Source organism: Mesorhizobium sp. P2_C4 (assembly GCF_056404575.1).
In genome coordinates, this window is record NZ_JBFUDT010000005.1 from 278,922 (window position 1) to 303,615 (window position 24,694).

Annotated in this window: 30 protein-coding genes; 19 read left to right on the forward strand and 11 right to left on the reverse strand. The window is 63.7% G+C overall.

Annotated elements, in window-relative coordinates:
• Positions 1 to 65 precede the first annotated feature (65 nt).
• Positions 66 to 704, reverse strand: coding sequence for a choline-binding transcriptional repressor BetI (gene betI, locus AC1DX6_RS21595; protein WP_477317038.1), 639 nt, complete (start codon positions 702 to 704; stop codon positions 66 to 68).
• Between the two features lie 83 nt (positions 705 to 787).
• On the opposite strand from betI, the gene choX reads away from it, so the two are divergent.
• The 3 genes from choX to AC1DX6_RS21610 all read left to right on the forward strand — a co-directional run bounded on the left by choX (position 788) and on the right by AC1DX6_RS21610 (position 4,109).
• On the forward strand, positions 788 to 1,726 hold the full coding sequence (gene choX / locus AC1DX6_RS21600) for a choline ABC transporter substrate-binding protein (protein ID WP_477317040.1): 939 nt from the start codon (positions 788 to 790) through the stop codon (positions 1,724 to 1,726).
• An 80-nt stretch (positions 1,727 to 1,806) separates the two neighbouring features.
• Positions 1,807 to 2,610, forward strand: coding sequence for an alpha/beta fold hydrolase (locus tag AC1DX6_RS21605; RefSeq protein WP_477317042.1), 804 nt, complete (start codon positions 1,807 to 1,809; stop codon positions 2,608 to 2,610).
• A complete protein-coding gene (locus tag AC1DX6_RS21610) occupies positions 2,607 to 4,109 on the forward strand; it encodes an amidase (RefSeq protein WP_477317044.1) in 1,503 nt (500 codons plus the stop codon). The genes AC1DX6_RS21605 and AC1DX6_RS21610 overlap by 4 nt, the downstream gene beginning before the upstream one ends.
• Here the strand turns inward: AC1DX6_RS21610 and AC1DX6_RS21615 are convergent.
• Positions 4,095 to 4,886, reverse strand: coding sequence for an NIPSNAP family protein (locus AC1DX6_RS21615; protein ID WP_477317046.1), 792 nt, complete (start codon positions 4,884 to 4,886; stop codon positions 4,095 to 4,097). The genes AC1DX6_RS21610 and AC1DX6_RS21615 overlap by 15 nt on opposite strands.
• Positions 4,887 to 5,035: 149 nt before the next feature.
• Between AC1DX6_RS21615 and AC1DX6_RS21620 the strand changes: the two genes are divergently transcribed.
• Positions 5,036 to 5,596, forward strand: a complete 561-nt coding sequence (locus AC1DX6_RS21620) for a TetR/AcrR family transcriptional regulator (RefSeq protein ID WP_477317048.1) — start codon at positions 5,036 to 5,038, stop codon at positions 5,594 to 5,596.
• Positions 5,597 to 5,979: 383 nt separating this feature from the next.
• Here AC1DX6_RS21620 and AC1DX6_RS21625 read toward each other — a convergent pair whose 3' ends face one another.
• Positions 5,980 to 6,573 carry a hypothetical protein gene (locus tag AC1DX6_RS21625; protein ID WP_477317050.1) on the reverse strand — a complete coding sequence of 198 codons (594 nt, stop codon included), beginning with the start codon at positions 6,571 to 6,573 and terminating at the stop codon, positions 5,980 to 5,982.
• A gap of 136 nt (positions 6,574 to 6,709) precedes the next feature.
• Between AC1DX6_RS21625 and AC1DX6_RS21630 the strand changes: the two genes are divergently transcribed.
• Positions 6,710 to 7,843, forward strand: a complete 1,134-nt coding sequence (locus tag AC1DX6_RS21630; protein WP_477317052.1) for a metallophosphoesterase — start codon at positions 6,710 to 6,712, stop codon at positions 7,841 to 7,843.
• Between the two features lie 49 nt (positions 7,844 to 7,892).
• Here the strand turns inward: AC1DX6_RS21630 and AC1DX6_RS21635 are convergent, their stop codons facing one another.
• Entirely contained in the window at positions 7,893 to 8,072 is a 180-nt protein-coding gene (locus AC1DX6_RS21635; protein ID WP_477317054.1) for a CsbD family protein, read from the reverse strand.
• Between the two features lie 173 nt (positions 8,073 to 8,245).
• Between AC1DX6_RS21635 and AC1DX6_RS21640 the strand changes: the two genes are divergently transcribed.
• The 8 genes from AC1DX6_RS21640 to AC1DX6_RS21675 all read left to right on the forward strand — a co-directional run bounded on the left by AC1DX6_RS21640 (position 8,246) and on the right by AC1DX6_RS21675 (position 13,090).
• Positions 8,246 to 9,685 (forward strand): patatin-like phospholipase family protein, encoded by a 1,440-nt coding sequence (locus tag AC1DX6_RS21640; protein ID WP_477317056.1) that lies wholly within the window; start codon positions 8,246 to 8,248, stop codon positions 9,683 to 9,685.
• A gap of 97 nt (positions 9,686 to 9,782) precedes the next feature.
• The gene (locus AC1DX6_RS21645; protein WP_477317058.1) at positions 9,783 to 10,442 is read left to right on the forward strand and encodes a glutathione S-transferase family protein; all 660 of its coding nucleotides are present in this window, start codon (positions 9,783 to 9,785) and stop codon (positions 10,440 to 10,442) included.
• A gap of 290 nt (positions 10,443 to 10,732) precedes the next feature.
• Positions 10,733 to 10,942: a cold-shock protein gene (locus tag AC1DX6_RS21650; protein ID WP_010915421.1), complete on the forward strand. Its 210-nt coding sequence runs from the start codon at positions 10,733 to 10,735 to the stop codon at positions 10,940 to 10,942.
• 291 nt (positions 10,943 to 11,233) lie between these two features.
• Positions 11,234 to 11,461, forward strand: coding sequence for a hypothetical protein (locus tag AC1DX6_RS21655; protein ID WP_477317060.1), 228 nt, complete (start codon positions 11,234 to 11,236; stop codon positions 11,459 to 11,461).
• On the forward strand, positions 11,461 to 11,868 hold the full coding sequence (locus tag AC1DX6_RS21660) for a hypothetical protein (protein ID WP_477317062.1): 408 nt from the start codon (positions 11,461 to 11,463) through the stop codon (positions 11,866 to 11,868). Before AC1DX6_RS21655 ends, AC1DX6_RS21660 begins: the two co-directional genes overlap by 1 nt.
• A gap of 1 nt (position 11,869) precedes the next feature.
• Positions 11,870 to 12,052 (forward strand): hypothetical protein, encoded by a 183-nt coding sequence (locus AC1DX6_RS21665; RefSeq protein WP_477317064.1) that lies wholly within the window; start codon positions 11,870 to 11,872, stop codon positions 12,050 to 12,052.
• Between the two features lie 5 nt (positions 12,053 to 12,057).
• A complete protein-coding gene (locus tag AC1DX6_RS21670; protein WP_477317066.1) occupies positions 12,058 to 12,399 on the forward strand; it encodes a YkgJ family cysteine cluster protein in 342 nt (113 codons plus the stop codon).
• 79 nt (positions 12,400 to 12,478) lie between these two features.
• Positions 12,479 to 13,090 carry a LysE family translocator gene (locus tag AC1DX6_RS21675; RefSeq protein WP_477317068.1) on the forward strand — a complete coding sequence of 204 codons (612 nt, stop codon included), beginning with the start codon at positions 12,479 to 12,481 and terminating at the stop codon, positions 13,088 to 13,090.
• Positions 13,091 to 13,114: 24 nt separating this feature from the next.
• On the opposite strand, the gene AC1DX6_RS21680 is transcribed toward AC1DX6_RS21675, so the two are convergent.
• On the reverse strand, positions 13,115 to 14,149 hold the full coding sequence (locus AC1DX6_RS21680; RefSeq protein WP_477317070.1) for an AraC family transcriptional regulator: 1,035 nt from the start codon (positions 14,147 to 14,149) through the stop codon (positions 13,115 to 13,117).
• A 165-nt stretch (positions 14,150 to 14,314) separates the two neighbouring features.
• On the opposite strand from AC1DX6_RS21680, the gene AC1DX6_RS21685 reads away from it, so the two are divergent.
• Together AC1DX6_RS21685 and AC1DX6_RS21690 are read left to right on the forward strand one after the other, a co-directional pair.
• Complete coding sequence (locus tag AC1DX6_RS21685; RefSeq protein WP_477317072.1) at positions 14,315 to 14,740, forward strand: GFA family protein; 426 nt, start codon at positions 14,315 to 14,317, stop codon at positions 14,738 to 14,740.
• Between the two features lie 56 nt (positions 14,741 to 14,796).
• Complete coding sequence (locus AC1DX6_RS21690; protein ID WP_477317074.1) at positions 14,797 to 15,312, forward strand: OsmC family protein; 516 nt, start codon at positions 14,797 to 14,799, stop codon at positions 15,310 to 15,312.
• A 75-nt stretch (positions 15,313 to 15,387) separates the two neighbouring features.
• Here the strand turns inward: AC1DX6_RS21690 and AC1DX6_RS21695 are convergent, their stop codons facing one another.
• From AC1DX6_RS21695 to AC1DX6_RS21705, 3 genes are read right to left on the reverse strand one after another with little or no spacing between them, the layout of a single operon-like run.
• Complete coding sequence (locus tag AC1DX6_RS21695; protein ID WP_477317076.1) at positions 15,388 to 15,780, reverse strand: nuclear transport factor 2 family protein; 393 nt, start codon at positions 15,778 to 15,780, stop codon at positions 15,388 to 15,390.
• A gap of 1 nt (position 15,781) precedes the next feature.
• Positions 15,782 to 16,246, reverse strand: coding sequence for an OsmC family protein (locus tag AC1DX6_RS21700; protein WP_477317078.1), 465 nt, complete (start codon positions 16,244 to 16,246; stop codon positions 15,782 to 15,784).
• 31 nt (positions 16,247 to 16,277) lie between these two features.
• Positions 16,278 to 17,288, reverse strand: coding sequence for a zinc-dependent alcohol dehydrogenase family protein (locus AC1DX6_RS21705; RefSeq protein ID WP_477317080.1), 1,011 nt, complete (start codon positions 17,286 to 17,288; stop codon positions 16,278 to 16,280).
• Positions 17,289 to 17,389: 101 nt separating this feature from the next.
• Here AC1DX6_RS21705 and AC1DX6_RS21710 point away from each other — a divergent pair, with 101 nt between their 5' ends.
• On the forward strand, positions 17,390 to 18,001 hold the full coding sequence (locus AC1DX6_RS21710) for a TetR/AcrR family transcriptional regulator (protein WP_477317082.1): 612 nt from the start codon (positions 17,390 to 17,392) through the stop codon (positions 17,999 to 18,001).
• Between the two features lie 75 nt (positions 18,002 to 18,076).
• On the opposite strand, the gene groL is transcribed toward AC1DX6_RS21710, so the two are convergent.
• The 3 genes from groL to AC1DX6_RS21725 all read right to left on the reverse strand — a co-directional run bounded on the left by groL (position 18,077) and on the right by AC1DX6_RS21725 (position 20,897).
• Entirely contained in the window at positions 18,077 to 19,732 is a 1,656-nt protein-coding gene (groL, locus tag AC1DX6_RS21715) for a chaperonin GroEL (RefSeq protein ID WP_477273667.1), read from the reverse strand.
• A 64-nt stretch (positions 19,733 to 19,796) separates the two neighbouring features.
• Positions 19,797 to 20,093, reverse strand: coding sequence for a co-chaperone GroES (gene groES / locus AC1DX6_RS21720; protein ID WP_006203049.1), 297 nt, complete (start codon positions 20,091 to 20,093; stop codon positions 19,797 to 19,799).
• Between the two features lie 177 nt (positions 20,094 to 20,270).
• A complete protein-coding gene (locus AC1DX6_RS21725; RefSeq protein ID WP_477317084.1) occupies positions 20,271 to 20,897 on the reverse strand; it encodes a TetR/AcrR family transcriptional regulator in 627 nt (208 codons plus the stop codon).
• A 127-nt stretch (positions 20,898 to 21,024) separates the two neighbouring features.
• On the opposite strand from AC1DX6_RS21725, the gene AC1DX6_RS21730 reads away from it, so the two are divergent.
• Genes AC1DX6_RS21730 through AC1DX6_RS21740 form a run of 3 tightly spaced genes read left to right on the forward strand, consistent with a single transcriptional unit; the run spans position 21,025 to position 24,635 of the window.
• Positions 21,025 to 22,206 (forward strand): MFS transporter, encoded by a 1,182-nt coding sequence (locus AC1DX6_RS21730; RefSeq protein WP_477317086.1) that lies wholly within the window; start codon positions 21,025 to 21,027, stop codon positions 22,204 to 22,206.
• Positions 22,207 to 22,218: 12 nt separating this feature from the next.
• The gene (locus AC1DX6_RS21735; protein WP_477317088.1) at positions 22,219 to 23,499 is read left to right on the forward strand and encodes a D-arabinono-1,4-lactone oxidase; all 1,281 of its coding nucleotides are present in this window, start codon (positions 22,219 to 22,221) and stop codon (positions 23,497 to 23,499) included.
• Complete coding sequence (locus AC1DX6_RS21740; RefSeq protein WP_477317090.1) at positions 23,496 to 24,635, forward strand: alanine racemase; 1,140 nt, start codon at positions 23,496 to 23,498, stop codon at positions 24,633 to 24,635. The genes AC1DX6_RS21735 and AC1DX6_RS21740 overlap by 4 nt, the downstream gene beginning before the upstream one ends.
• Positions 24,636 to 24,694 lie beyond the last annotated feature (59 nt).

Below are 24,694 nucleotides of genomic sequence, written 5' to 3' on the forward strand. Positions count from 1 at the left end.
CAAGGGCGGTCAACCCGACGGCCTATCCCACAGTATGAACTTTGGCTGGCCGAGGCAGGCTGCGCCTAAGCGCCGGCCGGTATAGGCTCCAGCATGGCCAGCCTCGCCGCGACATAGTTCTTCACCTGTCGGATCGCCTGTTCGCGCGACACGCTTCCAGGCTGCAGGCCGAGCCGCAGCCACAGCCCGTCGATCAGCGCCGTGACGCCAAGTGCGATCTCGTCGGCGTCCTCGGGCGAGACAAGGGCGCTGAGGCCGGACAAAAGATTGGAGCGCATGCGCGCATGGAGCACCTTCTGGATGCGCGCCAGCTTCTCGTCGCGTGGCACCTCGGCACAGAGCGAAAGCCAGGCATGGCAGAGCGATGGCTGGAACAGGTGCGGTTCGAAATTGCCGTCGATGATGGCGTCCACCCGCTGCATCGGCGTATGCGCATGCCGCAGCCGCGCCACCACGGCCTTGCGCAAGACGAGGTTGGATTCGCGCATCGCATGCTCGAACAGTTCCTGCTTGCTGCTGAAATAGTGCAGCACGATGCCCTTCGAGGCGCCTGCATGGGCGGCGACCTTCTCGATTGTGGCGCCGGCAATGCCTTCGCGTTGAAGCACGGCAAAGGCCGCCTGCCGCAGCTCCGTGCGGCGTATGTCGCTGAGACGCTTGAGTTTCAAGGGCGAATTCCACGGTTCGAGAATCCAGGTTGACATTTTCGTCCGCCGAGATCAAGAATTGACCAGTGGGACAATATAACGACCAATTGGTCAACGAGCCGCAAATGAGGAGAACCGAAATGCATCGCTTGATAGGGGCAGGCGCCGCGCTCTGCGTGCTGGCGCTCTCGACGCAACCGGGCCTGGCGGCCGAGTCCAAGGAATGCAGCGCTGTCCGCATGGCCGAACCCGGCTGGAACGATCTCGCCTTCACCACCGGTGTCGCCAATGTTCTGTTCGGCGCACTCGGCTACCAGCCGCAGAGTTCGGTGCTGGGCATCAACGTCATCTACGAAGGCATGAAGAACAACGATCTCGACCTGTTCCTCGGCTACTGGAACCCGGCCATGGTGACCTATTACGAACCTTACAGGAAGGATGGTTCGGTCGAGGACGTGCGTGTCAATCTGGAGGGCGCCAAATACACCTTCGCCGTCCCGACCTATGTCTGGGACGCCGGCGTCAAGGATTTTGCCGACCTGCACAAATTCGCGGATAAATTCGGCAAGAAGATGTACGGCATCGAGCCCGGCTCGAACCAGCTGATGATGGACGCCATCGCCGATCCGTCGCTTGGCCTCGATGGCTGGCAGGTAGTCGAATCGAGCGAAGCCGGCATGCTCTCCGAGGTCGGCTACGAGATCAAGGAAAAGCAGTTCATCGTCTTCCAGGGCTGGGCGCCGCATCCGATGAACACCATGTACGACTTCAAGTATCTGACCGGCGGCGACAAGTTCTACGGGCCCAATTTCGGCGCCGCGACGGTGACGACGCAGGTGCGCAAGGGCTACCTCCAGCAATGTCCGAACGTCGCGCAGCTGTTGAAGAATCTCGCCTTCGATGTCGATTTCGAGAATGTCGGCATGGACTACCTGATCAATGACGGCATGAAGCCGGAGGAGGCTGGACTGAAGGCGATCACGCTGAACAAGGGCCGCCTCGACGCCTGGCTCGCCGGCGTCACCACCTTCGACGGCAAGCCCGGCCTTGCCGCCGTCAAGGAAAAGCTCGGCCTGTGAACTCTACCGCGCTCGCCCCTTGGCCGGAACAGGAGGTCTGGGCCAGCCGCAAGCGGGTCATCGACCTCGGCGGCCTCGAAATGGCCTATGTCGAGATCGCCGGATCGGAGCCGGCGCTGCTGTTGGTGCACGGCTTCACCGACACCAGCCGCAGCTTTTCGCTTCTGGCGCCGCACCTTGCCGGCCGCCGACTGGTCATTCCAGACCTGCGCGGCCATGGAGCATCGCGGACGGGCCGGGGCTGTAGCATCGGCGACTTCGCCGCGGATATCGCCGGGTTGGTGCAATGCTTGCGGCTGGAGCGACCGATCGTGGTCGGCCATTCGCTGGGCGCCATGATTGCGGTCGAGTTGGCTGCACGGCAGCCGGAACTCATCGGCGGGCTGGTGCTCCTGGCCGGCACTTTGAAGCCCGATTTCGCAGCGGACCATCCAATGGTCGCGGGCGTGCGGGAATTGCGCGATCCGATATCGCCGGCGGACCCGTTTTATGCCTGGTGGCATGCCTGCCAGCCCGGCGTGCCGCAGGCGTTTCTCACGGCCGCCGCCAGCGAGGCGTCGGCGATACCGGCGGCATGCTGGCGCGCGATTCTGGACGAAATACGCGGCGCGGATCTCACCGCCGCCGCGCGCGCCTTGCGTGTGGCGACACTTGTCATCGGCGGCGGGCGTGACCCGATCTTCGACGCAGCCCATCAGCAACGGCTCGTCCAGGAGATTCCCGCCGCGATGTTGGTGGCCGCGGCCCATTGTGGGCACAATCCGCACTGGGAAGATCCGGCGCTCGTCGCGGCCGCCATCTCGGACTACGTCCAGGCGCGGATCGACGACGGGCCACGCCTGATGGATGGAGCCGTCGCGGCTTCGAGGCGAGGGCATTCATGAACCTTGCGCAATACATGGCATTGGACGCCGTCACCCTGGCCGGTCACGTCCGCTCCGGCGACCTGTCGGCCGTCGAAATTGCCGAAGCCGCGATCGAAGCGATCGAGCTGTTTAACCCGGCAATCAACGCGGTGACGCTGATCGATGCGGAGCGCGCGCTCGCCGCCGCTGCGGCCTGCGACGCTACGGCTGCGCTGGCCGGCGTGCCGTTCCTGGTCAAGGGCACCGGCGTCCACGTGCGGGAGTGGCCGACAACCCACGCGTCGCTGTATTTCAAGGATGCCGCGCCGAAGCCCGACAGTGAAATCGTCAGGCGCTGGCGGACCGCCGGCCTGACCTTGCTCGGCAAGACGAACACGCCGGAATTCGCCAACGACTTCGTCACCGAGCCCCTTGTTCACGGCCCGACCTTGAACCCTTGGGATCCGTCGGTGACGGCGGGCGGTTCGAGCGGCGGCGCCGCGGCCGCGGTGGCAAGCGGCATGGTGCCGGTCGCCCACGGTTCAGACATCGGCGGCTCGATCCGGGTGCCGGCGGCCTGTTGCGGCGTGTTCGGCATGAAACCGTCCCGGGGGCTCAATCCAGTCGGCCCCTATCGCGATCAGGTCGGCGCCGGACTTTTTGTGGAGAACGTTCTTTCCCGAACCGTCCGTGACACGGCCGCAATGCTCGACATCACCGCCGGCCCCGAACCGGGCGCGCCCTGTTTCGTGTCGAGATCAGTGCCGTCCTATCTGGATTGGCTGTCGTCGCCGCATGAGTGCATGCGCATTGCCTGCGTGGCGCACCGGCCGGACGGCACGCTCGTGGCCACGGAGATCGAGGAGAAGTTCCAGCAAGCCATGTCGCTGCTGGAGGAGATGGGGCATGAGGTGATCCAGGCCCGCTTTCCGCCGGAGGCCGATGGCGGCGCCGAATGGAGCATTTTCTGGATGTCGGAGGTCGCGTTGCTCGTCGACGAGCGAGCGAACGAGATCGGCCGCATCCCTCTGTCCGGCGAGATCGAGGCGCTGAGCTTGCATGCGCTGGACCGCTTCCGCCGCTCGTCGGCCGCCGACTATCTGAGGGCGCAGGCCCGGCAGCATCAGGCATCGCTGGCGATGGCGAGGACGTTCGAGGGGTTCGACCTGATCATGACGCCGGCGACGGCCGACTTGCCGCCCTCGATTGGCGCGGTCCGTGGCAATGACGCCGCGTTCGACTACGCAGCATGGGTGGACCGAGCTTACGGCTTCGCGCCGTTCACAGAAATCTTCAACGTAACCGGACAACCGGCCGCCAGCCTCCCGCTTTTCCTGTCCAAGGGCGGCCTGCCGATCGGCATTCAGCTTGTCGGCCGCCCCAGCGAGGACCATAGGCTGCTTAGGATTTCCCACGCGCTGGAACAGGCGACCGGCTGGAGCATGCGGTGTCCGCCCGTCCAGGCCATGCATGCCCCCACCATCGGCGCTGGCGTGACCAGCAGCATGCGTGTGCCGGAGCGATCACTGCAAGGCTAGCCCGAGCAGCGACCGCGATGTCGGCGAGAGCCGCAGGGTTTCCGTCGGCCTGGTCAGGTCCGGCTCGGCCTTGCCGAGAAACGCTTGCCATGCCGGCGAGGCGGCGAGGGCGGTCAGATGCCCGGTTCGCGCATCTTCGTTGTCGAAACCAGTGACGACAAGAAGGACGTTTTCACCCGACCGTACCGGCAGGCGCGGGAAGGTATTTTCCGCATGTTCGCTGATGAAGGCTCCGAGCAGGCGCGCGCCGTTCGCCGCAAGCAGCGGAGCAGCGTCCGTCTCGAAACGCTCGGCGTAACCGGCCCCGGCGTCCGGTCGCAAATGATGAATCCGAATCCCAACGATGCCTGGCAAGCACCTCTTATCGCTTTTGTTTTCGACCTCACCGGAAGCTGGCCGCTGCAACCCCGACAGGTCGAAGCTGGCGCCCGGCCATACCGGCTTCAAAAGCAGCACATCGTCGGAATCGATCATCGTGGCATTGGCGGCATTGCTGTAGGCGCCCCACACCGGCCCTTCATAGAAAGCGGTCAGTGCGTCTTTCCGCGCCTCCATGCCGTCGAAACCGCGCATCCAGACGAACAGGTCCGGCCGATCGAGGTCGCGGAACTGACCTATGATGGTCATCCCGGCGTCTTCCTGGCCCGTGATGAGATGGGTGTCGAAGATATCGATCAGCGTGTCGCGCTTGCCGGGCTTCAACGTGTATTGCCTGAGCTCGACGACCGGCGAAGCGAGCCGGCTTGAAGTCGCAAGGGCATTCGAGGGCAGGTTCATCGCGCGCTCTCCAAAACAGGATGATCATCCTGTTTGTAAAACAGACCGGTTGCCCTGTTTTGTCAATCTGCTATCTCTAGGGAATGTCAGCAGAGATTACCGCGCGCCCAAAATCGCGACGCCAAAAACGCACCAACGACCCTGAAGGCATGCGCAACAAAGTGCTCGACGTGGCCGAGGCCGCGTTTCAGGCGCGCGGCTACCATGCCTCCAGCTTGGGCGACCTGATGGCGGCGGCGGGTGTCACCGGCGGCGCGTTGCACCACCATTTCCCGACCAAGAAGGCGTTGGCCCTGGCGGTGATCGAAGAGCGCGTGGCCGCAGCGGTCGATGAAACCTGGATCGCGCCGCTGCTGGCGGCGGCCTCGGCGCGCGAGGGTGTGCGCGGCGTCTTCGACACGGTGGCGACGGAGCTGGAACAGCAAGGCTTCGTGCGCGGTTGCCCGCTCAACAATCTGGCGCATGAAATGTCGCTGGCCGATCCGGATTTCCGCGTTGCCCTGGCCGACATCTTTTCCGCATGGCGCCAGGCGATCGCCGACAAGGTGAGGTCTGACCAACAAGCGGGCAGGGAGCAAGGCACCGATCCCGAGCGCTTTGCGGCGCTGACCGTCGCCGCCTATTCCGGCGCGATGTCGATGGCCAAGACGGCGCAGGAAGCCAGCGTGCTGCGCGACTGCCTGGCGGCACTGGAACAGGGCGGGGCGTAGGTGGACCGCCTAGCTATCGAGGTTCTCAGCGTCCATGGCGATCACATGCGATACCTCTGACGCCGACGGATACAAACTTGCGTTTGGATAGATTGCGTCGCCTGGTCCGGCGGTCCAAACCAAATGTACGATTGCGAAACAACCATCCGCCAGTTGCACCAGAACGTCATCGGCGGCCCTATTTTGTCCAATGACGAATCCTTTTCGACCCCATAGCTGATGCTGTGTGGAGATCTCCAACTCGTACTGGCGTTGCAGGTCAGCTTTCAGGCCAGCGTCCTGAACTTCATACCATGGTTCGCGATATTCTATTGCCACAGCAAACCCTTGCCTCAACGGCGCAATCTCCGACGAATTTGAAACGATCCTATGAGCTGACAGGTTTACTTCGCCAGCGGCTTTATCGTCATGTAACCGTTCACTGTTTCCGCGCTGGTGCCTTCATCGTAGCGCCGGGCGAGAGCTGCCTGCAGATCGGGCGAATAGAGCGCGGTGAACGTATCCAGCGTCTCGCCGGCGCCGTTCTTGAAGGTCTCTTTGACGGCAAGCACATTGTATTTGCAGTCGCCCAGGCTGAACGTCTCCTTGCCCTTGACGACCAAAGTCAGCGTCTTGGTGCTCTTCGGCCGCTTGTTCGCCGACAGCTCGACGAATTCTATCGTGCTCTTCGCCCCTGTCTTGAGCGGAAACAGTTTTCGCAAATCGGAAAACGGGATCATCGCCAGCCGGCCGGTATCACTGTCGCGAAACACCTCGATCAAGCCGCCGAACAGGAACTGTGTCTGCGGCGATTCGGATTGATATGTGTTGGCGACGGAAACCATGCCGCCCGCTGCCGGCCGGAACTCGCTGCGGATGCCGGGCATTTCCAGCGCGAAGCCAGCCTTGGCGGATTTCGCGTCGATGCAACCGGCGGCCTGTGCTACGCCGGCCGACAGCAATGTGGCCAGCATCATACCGATAGGTGCAGCTCTCATGGCGTTCCCCGTCCAACCTGAACGTTAGCGCGCGTAGAAATGACAGACCCACAACACGCTGTCGATGGCCGACAGGTCTTGGAGTCCGCGCAGCAAAACTGGACGAACCGTTGCCGGCTGTGCTGAATCTCGCACCATGATGACTCGCCTTTCGCAAAAACGGATCTCCCGGCGCAGCTTCCTGGTGCAGGCTATGGGGTTTGTCGTGGCCGGCGCCGTCGCGCGCCCGGCGCTCAGCCAGACCGGGCAGCGCATTGCACCCATCAACGCCACCTTTCTGTTCGTCGCCGATATCCACGCCTGCCGCATGGCCAGCGGCTTGAGCCCCAATTGCCAGCAGGAAGGCAAGACCGACGCCGCCTTGCTGCGCAATGTCGCGGCACTGAACGGCCTCGGTGACAGGGAATGGCCGGCCGAGATCAACGGTGTGCCCACCGGCTTGCGCTCGGCCGGCAGCCGCATCGGCACGCCGCTCGGCCTCGTCGTCGGCGGTGACATCACCGACGACGGCGGCGGCCAGATCACCCAGCCGAGCGAAGGCACGCAGCTGCTGCAGTTCAGCCAGCGTTACAGCCAAGGCGTTGGCCCCGACCGTGTGCACATGCCGGTCTATGTCGGGCTCGGCAACCACGACCTCGACCAGAACGGGCCGCCGCCGCATGTCGACTGGTACCGCCGCGAGATGCGCGACTATGTCGAGGTCAATCACCGCGCCGGTGTGTTCTTCAAACCGCCGGTGCCGGCGACAGACTACGATGTCGATACCGACTGCTATTCATGGGATTGGGGCGGCTTGCACCTCGTCCAGACGCACCGTTTCGCCGGCGACACCGGCCATGGCGACATCTCCAGCCTGCCATGGCTGAAGCAGGATCTGGCGACCTACGCAGCAGACGGCCGCCCCGTCATCCTGTTCCAGCACTATGGCTGGGATATTTTTTCGACCGAACGCTGGGATGCCGCCAAAAGAACCTACGACGATGACGGCAACGGTGCGCCGCACTGGTGGAGCGAGGCCGACCGCCAGGCGCTGCTTTCGGCGCTGAAGGGCTACAATGTCATCGCCATCTTCCACGGCCACCAGCACGACACGCCGCTGATCTACCGTCGCGACGGCCTCGATTTGTTCAAGCCGGAGGCCGCCTATTTGGGCGGTTTCGCAGTCGCGCGGGTGACAAGCGACGGCATGGACGTGGTGCTGGGCGAAGCCGCCGACGACCATGGCGGGGTGACTTTCACCAATGCCTTCAGCAAGGGCTGGAACACATGAAAAGGCGGCCTGAACGGCCGCCTTTCCAATAGACAAAAGCGATGCGGGATCAGAGTGCCTTCTTGATCTTGTCCTTCACGTCGCCATAGGTCTTCTGCACCTTGCCGGCGATCTTGTCGGCTGTGCCTTCGGCCTGCGTCAGCCGGTTGCCGGTGGCCCTGCCGGCGGCTTGCTTGATCGAGCCCTTGACCTGCTTGGCCACGCCCGCGACCTGGTCCTTGTTCACCATTTTTGCATCTCCTGGGATTTTTAATTCCGGTGCTTTATTCGCGAGAGGCAAACGAGCCGACGTCGTTCTGGTTCCACACGCCTGCCATGCCGACCGCTCCGGTTGCGCCCGGTGCCTCAATCCGGATAGGCTCCACTTGGGCCGCGATTTGAGGGTTGGCCCTGGGGTGTCGGATGCGTTTTCGTCCAGGCCTTGCCTTGGCTGCTGTCATGCTGATGGCCGGCTGCGTCGCCGACGATGTCGGACCGATCAACGTCGAGGTCTCCCAGGTTGGCCACCCGTCGCCGGCCTTCCTGCCTGATCCGGGCGACGACGGCTCGACTGTGGTCGGACTCGCTTTTTCCGGCGGCGGCACCAGGGCGGCGGCCTTTTCCTATGGGGTGCTGCGGGCACTGGACGAGATCGTCATCGACGAGCGGCCGTACCGCCGCACGCTGGTCGACGACATCAGGATGATTTCCGGCGCGTCCGGCGGCGCCATCGCGGCAGCCTATTTCGGCTATAGGGGCAAGGACGGGTATCAGGATTTTCGCGAGCGCTTCCTCATCCAGGATGCGGAAGCCGATCTCAGGACATCGCTGTCACCGCTCAATCTGGTGCGCGCCTACAATGGCGGCGTCAACGACCGCAGCGATTTCGCCAGATGGCTGAACGATCATCTCTTCGATGGAGCGACGTTCGAGGCCTTCCGCAAGCCGGACCGGCCGATCGTCTGGGTCAATGCGTCCGATATCTACAACCGCACGCCGTTCCTGTTCAGCTACGACACGTTCGCGGCCCTGTGCAGCGATCTCGACAAGGTGCGGCTAGCCGACGCCGTGGCAGCTTCCGCCGCCGTGCCTGTCGTCTTCGCGCCGATCGTGATCTCCGCCACCAGTCCGCATTGCAACTACCACCGGCCGCAGTGGCTGGAGCGGGCGCTGGCCGATCGCAACGCGTCGACCCGGCTCAGGGCCCATGCCAGGGCGCTCGATGCCTACCAAAAAGAGGATCCACTCGACTTTGTGAAGCTGCTCGACGGTGGCCTGACCGACAATATCGGCGTCACCGGCTTCACGCTGGAGCGCTCCGCCGCCGGCACGCCTTACGGTCCGCTGTCGCCCTCCGCCGCCGTCAGGTTGAGGACGCTGCTATTCATCGTCGCCGACGCCGGTAGCGACCGCGATGTGACCTGGGCCAAGTCGATCCACGGGCCGAAGCTCAGCCAGCTGTTCGACGCCGTGACCGGCACAACGCTGGAGGCCTCGGTGCGTGACGAATTCGATGCGCTGACACTGGCCGTCTCACAATGGCAGGACGAGCTGGTACGCTATCGCTGCAGTCTGCCAGTCGCGACGGTGGCCGCCTATCGCGGCTCGACGGGCAGTTGGAACTGCCGCGATGTGCAGCTCATCGTCGAGCATCTGTCCTTCGCTGATCTCGATCCGGCAAAGCAGGTCAAGCTGAACCTGATCCCGACGCGCCTGAAACTGCCGGTCGAACAGGTCGATCTCACCATCGCCGCCGGCCGCGAGGCACTGCTGGTCAATGCGGAGATCGCCAGCGCGGTCGCCGCCATCCGCGCGCGTGCGGGCGTCTCGCCTGGGGCGGAAATGACGGCACAAGCCAACTGATATCAGGGGGGTGAAGCTGGACCAGTCAATCGCGGCCGAAACGCTTTGCTGGTCTCCCATCCGCTGGCTAGTGTGACGAAAAATTGGGGAGACCGTCTTGGCTGAATTCAAGCTCACCATCGGCAACAAATGCTTCTCGTCCTGGTCGCTGCGGCCATGGGTGGCGATGAAGCATCTGGAGATCCCGTTCGAGGAAGGCTTCGTGCGCCTGCGCACGCCCGAGACTTTTGCCAATCTGGCCAAAGTGTCGCCGACCGGGCTGGTGCCCGTCCTGAATCACAATGGCAGGATCGTCTGGGAAACCCTTGCCATCCTTGAATATCTCGCCGACCTGTTTCCCGAGAAGAAGCTGTGGCCACAGGACATCGGCGCTCGCGCGCTCGCCCGCTCGGTGGCGACCGAGATGCATTCCGGCTTTCGCGAGGTCCGCTATGGCTGGCCGATGAACCTGCGCCGTCCCAGGGGTCACAAGCCTCTCGACGCCGAAGGCGAGGTGCAGCGGGCGCGCATCGAGGCGATCTGGCGCCAGTGCCGCGCCGAATACGGCAAGGGCGGGCCGTTCCTGTTCGGCCATTTCACCGCGGCCGACGCCATGTACGCACCGATCGTCACCCGCTTCGACACCTTTGGCGGGGAGCTGGCGCCGGATACCCGTGCCTATGTCGATGCCGTACTGGCGACGCCGGCGATGCGCCACTGGTATGCGGAGGCCGCCAAGGAAACCTGGCCGGAGCCAGGTCCCCACGAACAGGACTGACCGCAGGGGCAGGCTTCCAGGGCGCTTGGTACGGCTTATCTCGGACTTCGGGCCGAGTTGAGATGCGCCGCGCTGAGCAATCCTGAGTTGAATGTTGGCGATGGCTAAACCAAAAATTGACACGGCTACAAAAGAAGCGTAGAAGAAATTCGTCGATATTTGTTTGACCGACTTTTGTTATCCGCGCACACATGCGCGCCTTTGACGAACTTCCCCATCAAAAATCGAGACAAAAATCGTTGTGCATTCGCACCGCGATTAACGAATATTTGCCATGGAAAGGGTTCGTCATGAGCACCGGCACAGTTAAATGGTTCAACGCCACCAAAGGTTTTGGTTTTATTCAGCCTGACGACGGTTCGGCCGACGTTTTCGTTCACATCTCGGCCGTCGAGCGCGCCGGAATGCGCGACATCGTCGAAGGCCAGAAGCTCGGCTACGAGATGGTCCGCGACAACAAGTCGGGCAAGATGTCCGCCGATCAGTTGAAGGCGGCCTAAAACGGAATTCAGCCGTCCCGGTGACCACGGATGTACTGGCACCGGTGAATGGCGAATTCTGGCGCATGCGCGTTCATTCGGATGCGCGGCGCTTCGATGGAAGGTCAGGCAATGCCTGGCCTTTTTCATTTTTCGACGCTGCAAAAGTTCAAAAGAGCGCCGCGCGTTCATCGAACGTGCTAAGGACGCTCCAGCACCTGAATCCGACTGCCGTCTTGCTTTGTGCGTGGTCCTGGCCGAAAGACCGATCTCGCCGCTTTTCGGCATCATGCTCCGAACGGGAGAAAGACCTTGACCGCCATTTCAAAGAGAACCCGCGACCAGGCTGAATCCATCTTCAGCAAGGCCCAGACCCAGTCGATGTCGCTCAATCGCATCACGTCCGAACAGGACGCCGTCAGCCAGGCCCGGGAAGCCAAGACCGCGCGGCTGCGCGAACTGCGCCTCGAGAAGGAAGCCGACGACCTGGCCGCTGCTGCCGCGCTCGCGGCCCTGCCGAAGCGGGCGGGCAAACGCTGATGGCCACCAAACGCGTGCCGCCAACGCCGATCGATGCCGATGCGACCATTGCGTCCATGGTCCCCGGCATGGATAAGCCGGTCGAATATGTCCGCCGAGTGCTGGAAAAGCTCGAGCGCTGCAAGCGCGCCCATGGCGATGCCCAGGTGCGCGTCGGCGTGCGCGGCCGCGCCGAAGCTCCGAACTACCTGATCGAATATGTCCGCGAGGACAAAAAGACCCATGAGCGCGTCACCCATCAGGACGCCGCCTATAGCGGCAGCACGCACCGCGAGCTGGCGCCGCATCACATTGCGGAGGCCAGGAACTGGTCGCCCGAGGAAATGAACATCACGGCGATCTCGGCGCTGATCGGCCGCTTGCGCAACCCGAATGCGCCATCATCGCGTTTCTCAGACGAGGATTGACATGGCCATCAAGTTTTCCGCCAAGGACCAGCCGGCAGCGCCTGCTGCCACGAAGCCGGCCAAGGCCGCCAACGACAAGAAGCCGGCGACGGTGAAGCCGGTGGAGGGGGCCGCCGAGGCCTCGACCGACCTGTTTCTTTCGCCGGCAGCGCCGTCGAAGGGCAAGGCCGGCAAGAAGAAATAGCCTCCTTGCCGAAAGACGCCGACCGCAATCCCACCGCCGCCGGGCTTCTTGGCCCGGCAGCCATCTTTGACTGCCAGAGCTGCGGCGCCTGCTGTTCCTATTCGGCCGAATGGCCGCGCTTCTCCACCGAGGACGACACGCAGCTCGACCTGATTCCGGCAAAGCATGTATCCGCCGACGAATCCGGCATGCGCTGCGACGGCGTGCGTTGCTCCGCGCTCACCGGCGAGGTCGGCAAACGAACGGCTTGCGGCATCTACGAGATCCGCCCCGATGTCTGTCGCGCCTGCATGCCCGGCGACGACGATTGCCTGATGGCGCGCAGGGCGCACGGGCTGCCGGTCTAACTGCCAATCGCTCCGTCTTGTGCGCCATCGCCCGGCCCGATACCTTCCCTGCGGGCAGGGCGCGTCGGAGGAACCATCCGTGAGCATCGAATTTCTGTTGACGTCGCTGATCGTCGTGGCTTCGCCTGGCACCGGCGTTCTCTACACGCTGAGCGCCGGTCTTTCGCGCGGGGCGCGCGCCTCGATCATCGCCGCTTTCGGCTGCACGCTCGGCATCATCCCGCATATGGCGGCCGCCATCACCGGCCTGGCGGCACTGCTGCACACAAGTGCTGTCGCCTTCGAGACGCTGAAATATCTCGGCGTCGCCTATCTGCTCTACATGGCCTGGAACACGCTGAAGGAGAAGGGCGGCTTGAGCGTCGAGGAAAATGTCGCGCCGCGCTCGGCCGGCAAGGTGATCACCTCCGGCATCCTCATCAACATCCTCAACCCAAAGCTGTCGATCTTCTTTTTTGCCTTCCTGCCGCAATTCGTCAGCACCACCGAGCCGCACGCGCTGTCAAAGATGCTGGAGCTCTCGAGCGTCTTCATGCTCCTGACCTTCGTCGTCTTTGTCGGCTACGGCATCTTCGCCGCCTCAATCCGCAGCCATGTGGTGTCGCGGCCGATGGTGCTCACCTGGATGCGCCGCACTTTTGCCGGCGCCTTCGTCATGCTCGGCGCCAAGCTGGCGCTGGCCGACCGGTAGAACAGGAACTGTCAGCCCCTCGGCCTAAAGCTCCTCGTTACTTCCGGACCCGGTCCGGATACCGAGGCGCCACGCCGAGGGTGGAACGCCGATCATCTTCTTGAAGGCGCGGCTGAACGCCGCCTCGGACTCGTAGCCAATTTCGGCCGCGATGCTGGCCATGTTGCTGTTGCCGGCGGTGAGCAGTTCCGAGGCAATCTGCATGCGCCATTTAGCGAGATAGTGCATTGGCGGCATGCCGACCAGCCTGGTAAAACGTTCGGCGAGCACGGTGCGTGACAGCGCGCAGTCCTTCGCCAACGCCTCCACCGTCCAGTTGTGCGCCGGCCGGTCGTGGATCAGCGCCAGCGCCCGCGCCAGGTGCGGATCGCGCAGGCCTGCCAGCCAGCCGGTGTGTTGCGGCGGTAGCGATTCCACGTAGCGGCGCAGCACGTCGACGAACATCAGTTCGCTGAGCTTGGTGAGCACGGTTTCACTGCCCGCGCGTTTCTGCGCCACCTCCGTGACAGCCAGATTGATGAACTGGCCGAGCCAGCCGGCATCGCCTTTCGCATCTCCAGCCTTGATGACTGGCGGCAACGCTTCGAGCAGGGGATTGAACGGCTGTGCATCGCAAGCGAGATAGCCGCAGACGAGCCTGGCCGAGATCGCCCCGTCGCCGGCGCAGTTGATGTAGAACGGCATCCGGCCGGCGGTCGCGATGTCGAGCACATCAGCTGTCGGCGGGTCGGCCCGCAGGGCCGGATTGCTCGACATGATGTGCGGGTCGCTCCGGGTGAAGACCACGACTTCGCCAGCCTCGAGCGCGATCGCTTCCTGGCCGACGATGCGGGCGAAGCAACGGCCGGCGGTCACCACATGGTAGGAAATCAGATGGTCCGCGCCGGGGAGAATCTTCGGCAAGATGGACGATGGCGCCGGCGAGCGGACGGCCCACGGCTCGTGGCCCTCAATGTCGAAGAAGGTCGCGCCGGTAAGGCGGACCGTCCTCAACAGGTCAGACAGAGCGTCCCCGGCCATTCCGTTGTGTCTCGCGCCCCGGCAAGCCGGCGCCGCCAAGGGCGGTGCCGGTGCGACATCCCTTTCCAGTTTCGGACGCGCTGTCAAGCAAGGCGGACGCCGCATCATTCAGTTCGCAGCCGGACACCTTAAACCCCCACTGGTGCTTGAGCACCGCCGAAACCGGCCGCTGAGCACCATCGAAACCAACCAAGGACAAAAGTCATGACGGTACATAGAGGCGGGTGTTTTTGCGGCGCCGTGGAGATCGAAGTGCACGGATCCGCCGAGGCGATGGGCTACTGCCATTGCAGTTCCTGTCGATCGTGGTCGGCGTCTCCGGTGAACGCCTTCACGCTGTGGAAGCCGGAGAACGTCAAGGTCACCAAGGGCGCTGAGTTCCTGTCCGGCTTCGAGAAAACCGATATGAGCGATCGCCAGTTCTGCACGCAATGCGGTGGCCATCTGATGACCGATCATCCGCCGCTCGGGCTGGTCGACGTCTACGCGGCGACGATACCTGGCGTGAAATTTACGCCTGGGGTTCACGTCAATTATGCCGAAACGGTGCTGCCGATGAAGGACGGATTGCCCAAGCTCAGGGATTTTCCGGCGGAACTCGGCGGCTCCGGCATCGCCGTGCCGGAATAGGGCAGGGACAATCTCGCGCCATTTTGACAACGACCAATCACGACAGGAGACTATCCATGGAAATCGCAACATTTCGCGCCAAGCAGGAACCGATCAAGGATCTCTACCGCAAGGATGCGCAAGCCGCGTTCCTCACTTTGAAGGCCAGAGGCGTCGCCGACGCGTCCACCGTAACCTGCAAGGTCGAGACCGGACGCGGGCTTGCGCTGGCGGGCATCCATCCGATGGCCGGCGGCAGCGGCCAGGAACTCTGCTCCGGCGACATGCTGCTGGAGGCGCTGATCGCCTGCGCCGGCGTCTCGATGCGGGCGGCCGCGGCCGTGCTTGAGATTCCGATCAAATCGGCGGAAGTTTCCGCGGAAGGTGACGTCGATCTTCGCGGCACGCTCGGTGTCACCGAAGGCGTGCCGGTCGGCTTCAAGGAAATCCGCTTGCGCTTCGACATCAAGACCGACGCCCCGCAGAACCGGCTTGACCAGCTGCTCGAACTCACGGATCGCTACTGCGTCATCTTCCAGACGATCCAGAACAGCCCCAAAACCACGGTGAAGCTGCACAGGGTCGGCCAGTAGCCAGGACTGGCCCGGAATCTCGAATTGCTGGGAGATTCCGGGCTGGAGCCAGGGTGCAATTTCGTGCACCACCAGTCATGGTCTACCCTTCACATAACCCATCGCCTCGACGATCCGTCCATCCGCGACGCGCATCAAATTGACGCCGCGGATGGAGTTGCCGTCGGCCTGAAAATAGCGCCAGCGGATCGTCGCCCGCTCACCGGCGACGAAGGTCTCCTCGAGGTCGAAGCGCGTGCCGGCCTGGGTGGCGATTGCCGACCACAGCCCGAAGCAGGCGTCGCGGCCGGTGTGGCGGGCGCCGTCGGGCGCTGGCACGGTGTTTTCGATGACGCAGTCCTCGGCCACCAATTCGACGAGTGCCGACGGATCGTGCAGCTGGAACACGTCGTTGAAGCGTTGCATGATCTCGGCCGTCTGGCGGGATTGGTCGTCCGGATGGATGTCCATGATGCTCTCCTGTTTCATCTCAAATCTCCCTGGTTTCATGCTTCGCGCCGACGGGTGCGACAAGCTCTGCCCGGAGCGCGATGCTTGCCACGCCGGCCAGGGCACGGGAGACGAGGCAGGTCGTCTTCGCCGTCTCGGCAAGGCGCTGGAATTCCCCGGGCTCAAGACCCGGAATCTCGGCTTGTGTCTCGAGCTCGATGCGGGTGATCGTCGGTCCGGCGGCGGTGGCGCCGAGATGCACCTTGGCGACCGTGCGAATGCGCGCGGGCACAAATCCATCCCTGCCCAGGATGGCGCTCAGCGCCATCGAAAAGCAGCCGGCATGTGCGGCCGCGATCAACTCTTCCGGATTGGTGCCCGGACCGTTCTCGAACCGCGATGGGAAGGAATAGGCGCCTTCGAACACGCCGCTGCCGAGCCGCAAGCGGCCCGAACCCTCCTTCAGCGTGCCTTGCCACTCGGCCGAAGCGTCACGAATTGTCATGTCTGTTCTCCGTTGTTTGAGGGTCAAAAAATCAGGCGCCGGCGATGACCACTTTTCCGAAGACGTCGCCCCGCTGGAAATAACGGTAGGCATCGCCGGCCCCGGTGAACGGGAAGACCTTGTCGATGACGGGCTTCAGGCGATGCTGCGCGACGGCGCGCAGCATGGTTTCGAGGTTGGTCCGGCTGCCGACAAAGAGGCGGCTGATGGTCGCGAGGCTGCGCTGATAGAGTGCTGCCGGCAGCTGGATTGACCCGCCTTTCGCATCCTGCAGCGTGAGCAGCACGATGTGCCCGTAAAGTGTGCTGGCGATCAGCGACTGCGCGAAGGTCGCCGGGCCGCCGGTCTCGACGACGAGGTCGACCCCGCCGGTTTGTTCGCGGACAGTCGCACCCCATTCCGGCGTGTCCGTGCTGGAGATGACGAGGTCGGCGCCCAACGCGCGCAGCCTGGCCGCCTTCTCGGCGCGCGAGGTGACGGCCACGACGCGGCAGCCGAGCAGCTTGGCGAACTGCAGCGCAAACAGCGAGACGCCACCCGAGCCGATGACCAGAACCCATTGGCCAGGCTTCGGAATCCCGGCTCCGGTCACTGCGTTCCATGCCGTCAGGCCAGCGCAGGTCAGCGTTGCCGCCTCATGCCAGTCGAGATGGTCGGGCAGCCGCGCCGCCCATTGTTCGTCGAGCACAGCGTATTCGGCCAGCATGCCGTCCAGCGTGCAGCCGAGCTGGTCGATCAACCCGGCATTGATGCGGCCGTCGATCCAGCGGGCGAAATAGCTGCCGGTGACGCGGTCGCCGACGGCAAAGCGGGTGACCGCATCGCCGATGGCGACGACCTCGCCGGCGCCGTCGCTCAAGGGAACGACGCGCTGGCGCGGCGGCAGCGGATAGGTGCCGTTAAGGATCATCGTGTCGCGGCGGTTGAGCGAGGTGGCGCGAACACGCACCACGATCTCATGCGGTTTCGGCTCCGGCTGCACCTCGTCGCGCATCACCAGGCATTCGGTCCCGCCGAACCCTTCGAGACGGTAGCTTTGCATTTCGGCCTCCTCATAAATATGTAGACTGATCTACATAGTATGTAGACCGATTGTCATATTCGATGCAAGGCCTATAATGCTTAGCGCTGACAGAGGTTGACATGGCGAACGACACCCGCACCCGCATACTCGAGACGACGGCGCTGCTGCTCAGGCAGCGCGGCTATCACGGCACCTCGCTCAACGACATTTTGAGTGCCAGCGGTGCCCCGCGAGGCTCGCTCTATTTCCATTTTCCCGGCGGCAAGGATCAGCTGGTCATCGAGGTGACGCGCGACAGCGTCGCCGGGGTGACGCAAAGGCTGGGTGAGGCGCTGGCCGCAGAAGCCGACCCGGCGGTCGCCGTGCACCACATCTACCAGGCGGTCGGGCGCATGCTGGAGGACAATCAGTTTTCGCTCGGCTGCCCGATCGCACCTGTGGTGCTGGACTCTCCGACCGATGTGCCGGAGCTCGCCGAATTATGCCGCTCGGCCTTTGTGCAATGGATAGGCCTGCTGCAACAAGCCTTTGTCAGGGCAGGGGTGCCGGAGCGCCGCGCGCATGCTTTGGCGTTGCTCGTCGAATCATCGCTGGAAGGTCTGATGGTGATCGCCCGCGCCACCCGCGACCGCTCCCCGCTGCAGGCGGTAGCCGATGAGGTCGCAGCATTGATCGAAACCGCAGTGCTGGCCGGGCGAGAAACACGGCGACACGCGAATGCCGCCGTCTGAACCTCACAGCTCACACAAACAAAAAGGGCGCCTTTCGGCGCCCTTTCCGTATTTGAAGGCTGATGGATGCGTGGATTAGAAATCCATACCGCCCATGCCGCCCATGCCGCCGCCGCCCATGCCGCCAGGCATGCCGCCGCCAGCTGCTTCCTTCTTCGGAGCTTCGGCGATCATGGCTTCGGTGGTGACCAGCAGGCCGGCGACCGAGGCCGCGTCCTGCAGAGCCGTGCGAACGACCTTCACCGGATCGACGATACCCATGGCGATCATGTCGCCATATTCGCCGGTCTGGGCGTTGTAGCCGAAGGTGGCGCCCTTGTTCTCAAGGATCTTGCCGGCAACGATCGAAGCTTCCGCACCGGCGTTGGCAGCGATCTGGCGGGCCGGAGCCTGCAGAGCGCGACGCACGATGTTGATGCCGGCGGTCTGGTCGGAGTTTGCGCCGGTTGCCTTGATGGTCAGCGAAGCGCGCAGCAGGGCGACGCCGCCGCCGGGAACGATGCCTTCTTCGACGGCCGCACGGGTCGCGTTGAGGGCGTCATCGACGCGGTCCTTCTTTTCCTTGACTTCGATCTCGGTCGCACCGCCGACGCGGATCACCGCAACGCCGCCGGCGAGCTTCGCCAGACGTTCCTGCAGCTTCTCCTTGTCGTAGTCCGAGGTGGTCTCCTCGATCTGCTGCTTGATCTGGGCAACGCGGCCCTGGATCTCGGCCTTCTTGCCGGCGCCGTCGACGATGGTGGTGTTCTCCTTGGAGATCGACACCTTCTTGGCGCGGCCGAGCATGTTGAGGCCGACGTTCTCGAGCTTGATGCCGAGGTCTTCCGAGATGACCTGGCCACCGGTGAGGATGGCGATGTCTTCCAGCATGGCCTTGCGGCGATCACCGAAGCCCGGCGCCTTGACGGCAGCGATCTTCAGGCCGCCACGCAGCTTGTTGACGACGAGCGTGGCCAGGGCCTCGCCTTCGACGTCTTCCGAGATGATGACCAGCGGCTTCGAGGTCTGCACGACAGCCTCGAGGATCGGCAGCATGGCCTGCAGGTTGGAGAGCTTCTTCTCGTGGAGGAGAATGTAGGCGTCTTCCAGATCCGCAACCATCTTGTCGGCGTTGGTGACGAAGTAGGGCGAGAGGTAGCCGCGGTCGAACTGCATGCCTTCGACGACTTCGAGTTCGGTCTCGGCGGTCTTGGCTTCCTCGACGGTGATGACGCCTTCATTGCCGACCTTCTGCATCGCTTCCGCGATCATCGAGCCAACCGAGGAGTCGCCATTGCCGGCGATGGTGCCGACCTGGGCAACCTCTTCCGAGGTCTTGATCTTCTTGGCGTTCTTGATCAGCGTCGCGACGACGTCGGCAACGGCGAGATCGATGCCGCGCTTCAGGTCCATCGGGTTCATGCCGGCGGCAACCGCCTTGTGGCCTTCCTGGACGATCGACTGCGCCAGAACGGTCGCGGTCGTGGTGCCGTCGCCGGCGATGTCGTTGGTCTTCGAAGCAACTTCGCGGACCATCTGCGCGCCCATGTTTTCGAACTTGTCTTCAAGCTCGATTTCCTTGGCGACGGTGACGCCGTCCTTGGTGATGCGCGGGGCGCCGAACGACTTGTCGATGACGACGTTGCGGCCCTTGGGGCCGAGCGTGACCTTCACCGCGTCGGCGAGGATGTTGACGCCGCGCAGCATGCGCTCACGGGCGTCGCGGGAGAATTTTACGTCTTTGGCAGCCATGTTTTAGCTCCTGGCAGGGGCTTGGGATCAAGCCCGAAAATTCAGTTGACGGTGAGGCCGATAATCAGCCGATGATGCCCATGATGTCGGATTCCTTCATGATCAGAAGGTCTTCGCCATTGAGCTTGACTTCGGTGCCGGACCACTTGCCGAACAGGATGCGGTCGCCAGCCTTGACGTCCAGGGGGACCAGCTTGCCGGCTTCGTCGCGGGCGCCGGAACCAACGGCGATGATCTCGCCTTCCTGCGGCTTTTCCTTCGCCGTATCCGGGATGATGATCCCGCCGGCGGTCTTGGATTCGGATTCGACCCGGCGAACGACCACGCGGTCATGAAGCGGGCGGAACTTCGACTTTGCCATTTTTTCTTCCTCGAATGAGAACGGTGAGAACAGTTCCTCCATCCGGCGGCGCCGGACGTATGAGTTAGCACTCACCAAAGGCGAGTGCTAACGTGGCGCTGAAATAGGCGCGCGGCCGGCGAGAGTCAAGGCGCGGGGGGCTTTCGATGCGTGGGAAATTTCGCGTTCTTCCGCTGGCTAAAGAAACAGCCGCAACTGGGTGTGAATGATCGACCGGTAATCCTCGAGGGTTCGGCGGCCTTCCTTTTCGTCCTGGGTCAGTGCCAGACGCACGACGCCGCCGGCAAGCTGAAAGAACAGGAAAACCACGCGGGCGAACTGTTCGCGCTTCTCCGGCTGCAGGAGAGGGCCCACCCGATCGCAGAACAGTTTCGCCTGCTGCCGGGTCTCGGCGATGTCGAGATGCTGCAGCGCCTTGTCGGCCTGGATCGCATTCTGCAGATCTTGGATGGCGGGGTCTTCGGCGACGCGGCGGTAATAGTCGTCGAGCAGGCGGTCCGCTGCCGCGACCACATCGTCTCGCCCGCGAATCTCGGCGATGATCGTGCCGAAGCGCATGCGGCTGACTTCGGAGAACCGCTCATAGAGCATCGCCAGGATCGCCGATTTGTTGGGGAAGTAGTGGTAGACGGTGGCGATCGGCCCGCCCGCCAGCATGCCAACTTCCTTCATGGTGACGGCGTCGATGCCCTTTTCGCCGATCAGCCGCATGGTCGTCGCCAGGATGGCGTCGATGCGCTCCCGGCTGCGCTCCTGCTTCGGCATGCGCCTCGGCTCGGTCACTGTCCGGCTTGCTTCTTTCATGCGCCAGATCTCCCGCGGCAGCCCCAAATTCATGCTTGACAAAAAATATGATCAAGTATCAGCTTTGAGGATTGCTGACAGGTTGTCAGATTTTTTGAAGCACGGCAAGGACGCTGGGGAGGAGCCTGTGACGTTAGCAAACGCTGAGCACAATGCCGATTGGCTGGTCGGCAACCCGACCGGCGGCCAGCTTGCCTCGGCGTTGTGGATCGGTTCGGTCGGCCTGCTCATCCTCGGGCTGCAACCGGTGCTGCTCGGCGCGCTCTACACCGAGGGGCATGTCAGCGGCGACGAACTGGCTCTGGTGGCCACGGCCGAGATGATCGCCATTGCCATCGGTTCGGCGGTGGTGGCGATGCTGCTGTCGGCGCACAATATGCGCTGGAAAAGTGCTGCGCTTTTGCTCCTGCTGGCGCTGGCGAATTTGTGGACGGCCTATGCGGTCAGCGCCGGCTTGCTGATATCAGTGCGCGCTGTCGCCGGGCTGGCCGAAGGGGGCCTTGTGGCGGTCGCCACCGAACTGATCGCCCGTTCGCGTCGGGCCGAGCGCATCGGCGGCTATTTCGTCACCATGCAGACCCTGGCGCAATGCGCGCTTGCCCTTTTGCTCGCGCTCTATGTCATCCCGGCCGCCGGGTCGGTCGGTGGCTTCATCGTCCTTGCCGTCGTCTGCGTCGCCTCGCTGGCGGTCGCCTTCGTTGTGCCTGATGACTATGCCGAGCTGCCCAAGGAAGAGAATCTGGCCAATGTGCTGACTGTCCCTTCGCTCACCGCGCTGTTGTCGGTCTTCTGCTACTTCATGTTCTTCGGCGCGATTTGGGCCTTTCTCGAACCGCTTGGCGCGCAATACGGCATTGATGGACGTACCGTCGGCCTCATCGTCTCGGCCAGCCTCGCGGTGCAGGTTCTCGGCGCGATGACAGCGACCGCTTTCGAGGCGCGCATCGACTACCGCCTTGCCATCGTGGCGATCGGCGTGATCGCTGTCGCCAGCTCCGCGGTTCTCGCCAGCGGCCCGGGCCTGACGGTGTTCTGGGCCGCGGCGTTGGCCATGGGCTTCATCCTCCTGTTCATCGTGCCCTATCAGATCCGGCTGGCGATCACCGCTGACGAGACGCGGACCGCCGTGCTGCTGGTGCCGGCAGCCCAGCTCTTTGGCCTGGCTATGGGCCCGGTCGCGGCCTCGCTGCTGATCGATGGCAAGGATTTCAGGCCGGTCCCGGAATTCGCCGCCGTCAGCGCCGTGGCCAGCGTGGTGTTGCTCGGCCTGTTCCTCCTTGTGTCGCGCCGCCGTGGCGCGGTTGCCTGAGCGGGGAGCACCATGTCGAACAGCTGGAGCAACTGGTCCGGTTTTGTCCGTGCTGAACCAAAACTGATCGCCAGTCCCGCCGACGCCGGCGAGCTTGGCGATCTGGTGCGTACCGCACCCGGCCCAGTGCGGGTTGTCGGCGCCGGCCATTCCTTCACGCCGCTGGTGACGTCGCAAGGCACGATCCTGTCGCTGGAGAGGCTCGAGGGGTTGGTGTCGCACGACGCCCAGCGGAATCAGGCGCGAGTGAGGGCAGGGACGCGGCTCGGCGCGCTGATGCACATCCTGCAAGGCATTGGCCAGGGCCTGCCCAACATGGGCGACATCGACCGGCAAGCCATCGGCGGCGCGCTCGGCACTGCCACCCATGGCTCAGGACCGACGCTCGGCGCCTATCACACGCAATTGGAGACGGTGCAGATCGTCGACGGGCTTGGCAAGGTCCGCAACGTCAGCCGGTCGAGCGATCAGGAAACCATTCATGCCATCGGCGTCGCGCTTGGCGCCTTCGGCGTGCTGACCGAAGTGACGCTGAACAACATTGCGACCTACCGGCTGCGCCGCCGCAAATGGGTGCTGCCGATCGCCGACATGCTGCGCGATTTCGAGACGATGATGGCCGCGCATCGTTCGGCCGAGTTCTACTACATCCCGTTTTCCGGATACGCCCAGTTCATTGCCAGCGATCTTAGCGACGCAGCACCGACACAGCGGCCGGCGGAAGAGGACGAGGCTGGCTTGAGAACGCTGCGCCGGTTGCGCACCGCGCTTGCCTGGTTGCCGTCGCTGCGCCGGCGGCTGATCCTGGGCGCCATCGCCAAGCTGCCGGCGGAGGACTATGTGCAGGATTGGCTCAACGTCTATGCCAGCGACCGGCAGACGAAGTTCAACGAGATGGAATATCACCTGCCGTTCGAGGAGGGGCCGAAGGCGCTGGCCGAAATCATCGAACTGACAGAGAAGCGCTTTCCCCAGGTGTATTTCCCGATGGAGGTGCGCACCGTCGCGCCCGACGAGTTCTGGCTCTCGCCATTCTATCGTCGGCTCACCTGCTCGATCGCCATCCACCATGATGCGGCGAGCGATCCGCAGCCCTTCATGCGGGCGGCCGAGCCGATCTTCCTTAGATATGGCGGCAGGCCGCATTGGGGCAAGATGCACAGCCTGAAAGCGGCGGAGCTGAGAAAGCTCTATCCGCGCTGGGACGACGCCATGGCGGTGCGCCGCGACATCGATCCCGAAAACCGTTTTGTTTCACCCTACATGGCCGGCCTGTTCGGCATCGAACCATGAGCATCTATTTCGCCACCCTGTCGGACGCGCTGAAGGCCGCGGGCATCTTCCAGCCCGCGCTCGTACTGGACCGAGACCGGCTCGACCGTAACATCGCGCTGGTCCGGGAAAGACTGGCGCCAGGCCTTGCCGTGCGGCTGGTCGACAAGTCGCTGGCTTGCCTGCCGCTGCTTTCGCATATCGGCAAGGCGCTCGGCACAAACCGCTTCATGACCTTCCATCCGCCGATCACGGCAGCGGTGCTGAAGGCGTTTCCCGATGCCGACCTGTGGTACGGCAAGCCGATGCCGGTCGACACGGCGAGGGCTGTGCTTTCGAAAGGCAGCGCCGACTGGTTACGCGTCTGCTGGCTGATCGATACTGAGGAGCGGCTTGCGGAATACGGTGCGCTCGCAGCCGAACTCGGAACCGATTTGCGGATCGCTTTCGAGATCGATGTCGGGCTGCATCGCGGCGGCTTTGCCAGCCCGGAGGCCTTGTCGCAGGCTTTGAAGTTGCTCCCGGCCCGGCTGCGCTGCGAAGGCGTCATGGCCTACGAGGCGCATGCGCCGCACATTCCCGGCCTGTTCGGCGGGCCGGCAAAAGCATTGGCGAAGGCGTCGGCGCTGGCAGCGTCGTTTGTTGCCTGCCTTGGTGAGGACCAGCGCCGCATTCTCAACATTGGCGGCAGCAAGACCGCGCTGCTTCACGAGGGCGGGGTGGCCAATGAAGTGTCGATGGGCTCGGCCTTCGTGCTGCCCAGCGATTTCGACACGCCTGGCCTCGACGGTTTTCAACCGGCTGCCTTCATCGCCACGCCGATCCTGAAAGTGGTCGAGCCGATGCTGCCGGGTCCGTCCGCCGTTTCCCGCCTGCTGCAGGCGCTCGGCCGGTTTCCGCGCAAGGGCTGCTATCTCTATGGCGGCAAATGGATGGCCGAACCGGTATTTCCGGAGGGCATGCAGACCAACAGCCTGCTCGGCCTGTCCTCCAACCAGCAGTTCATGGGCCTGCCCGGCGACGCGACGGCCAGGTCCGGCGACTACGCTTTCCTGCGCCCGACGCAGAGCGAGGCGGTGCTGCAGCAGTTCGGATCGATCGCGGTGCTCTCCGGCGGCAAGATCGTCGATCGCTGGCCGGCGTTGCCGATGGCGTGAGGCGCGCGCAGCACGATCGGGCATTTACTTGACTCCGTCAACTAAATGCCCGATCCTCT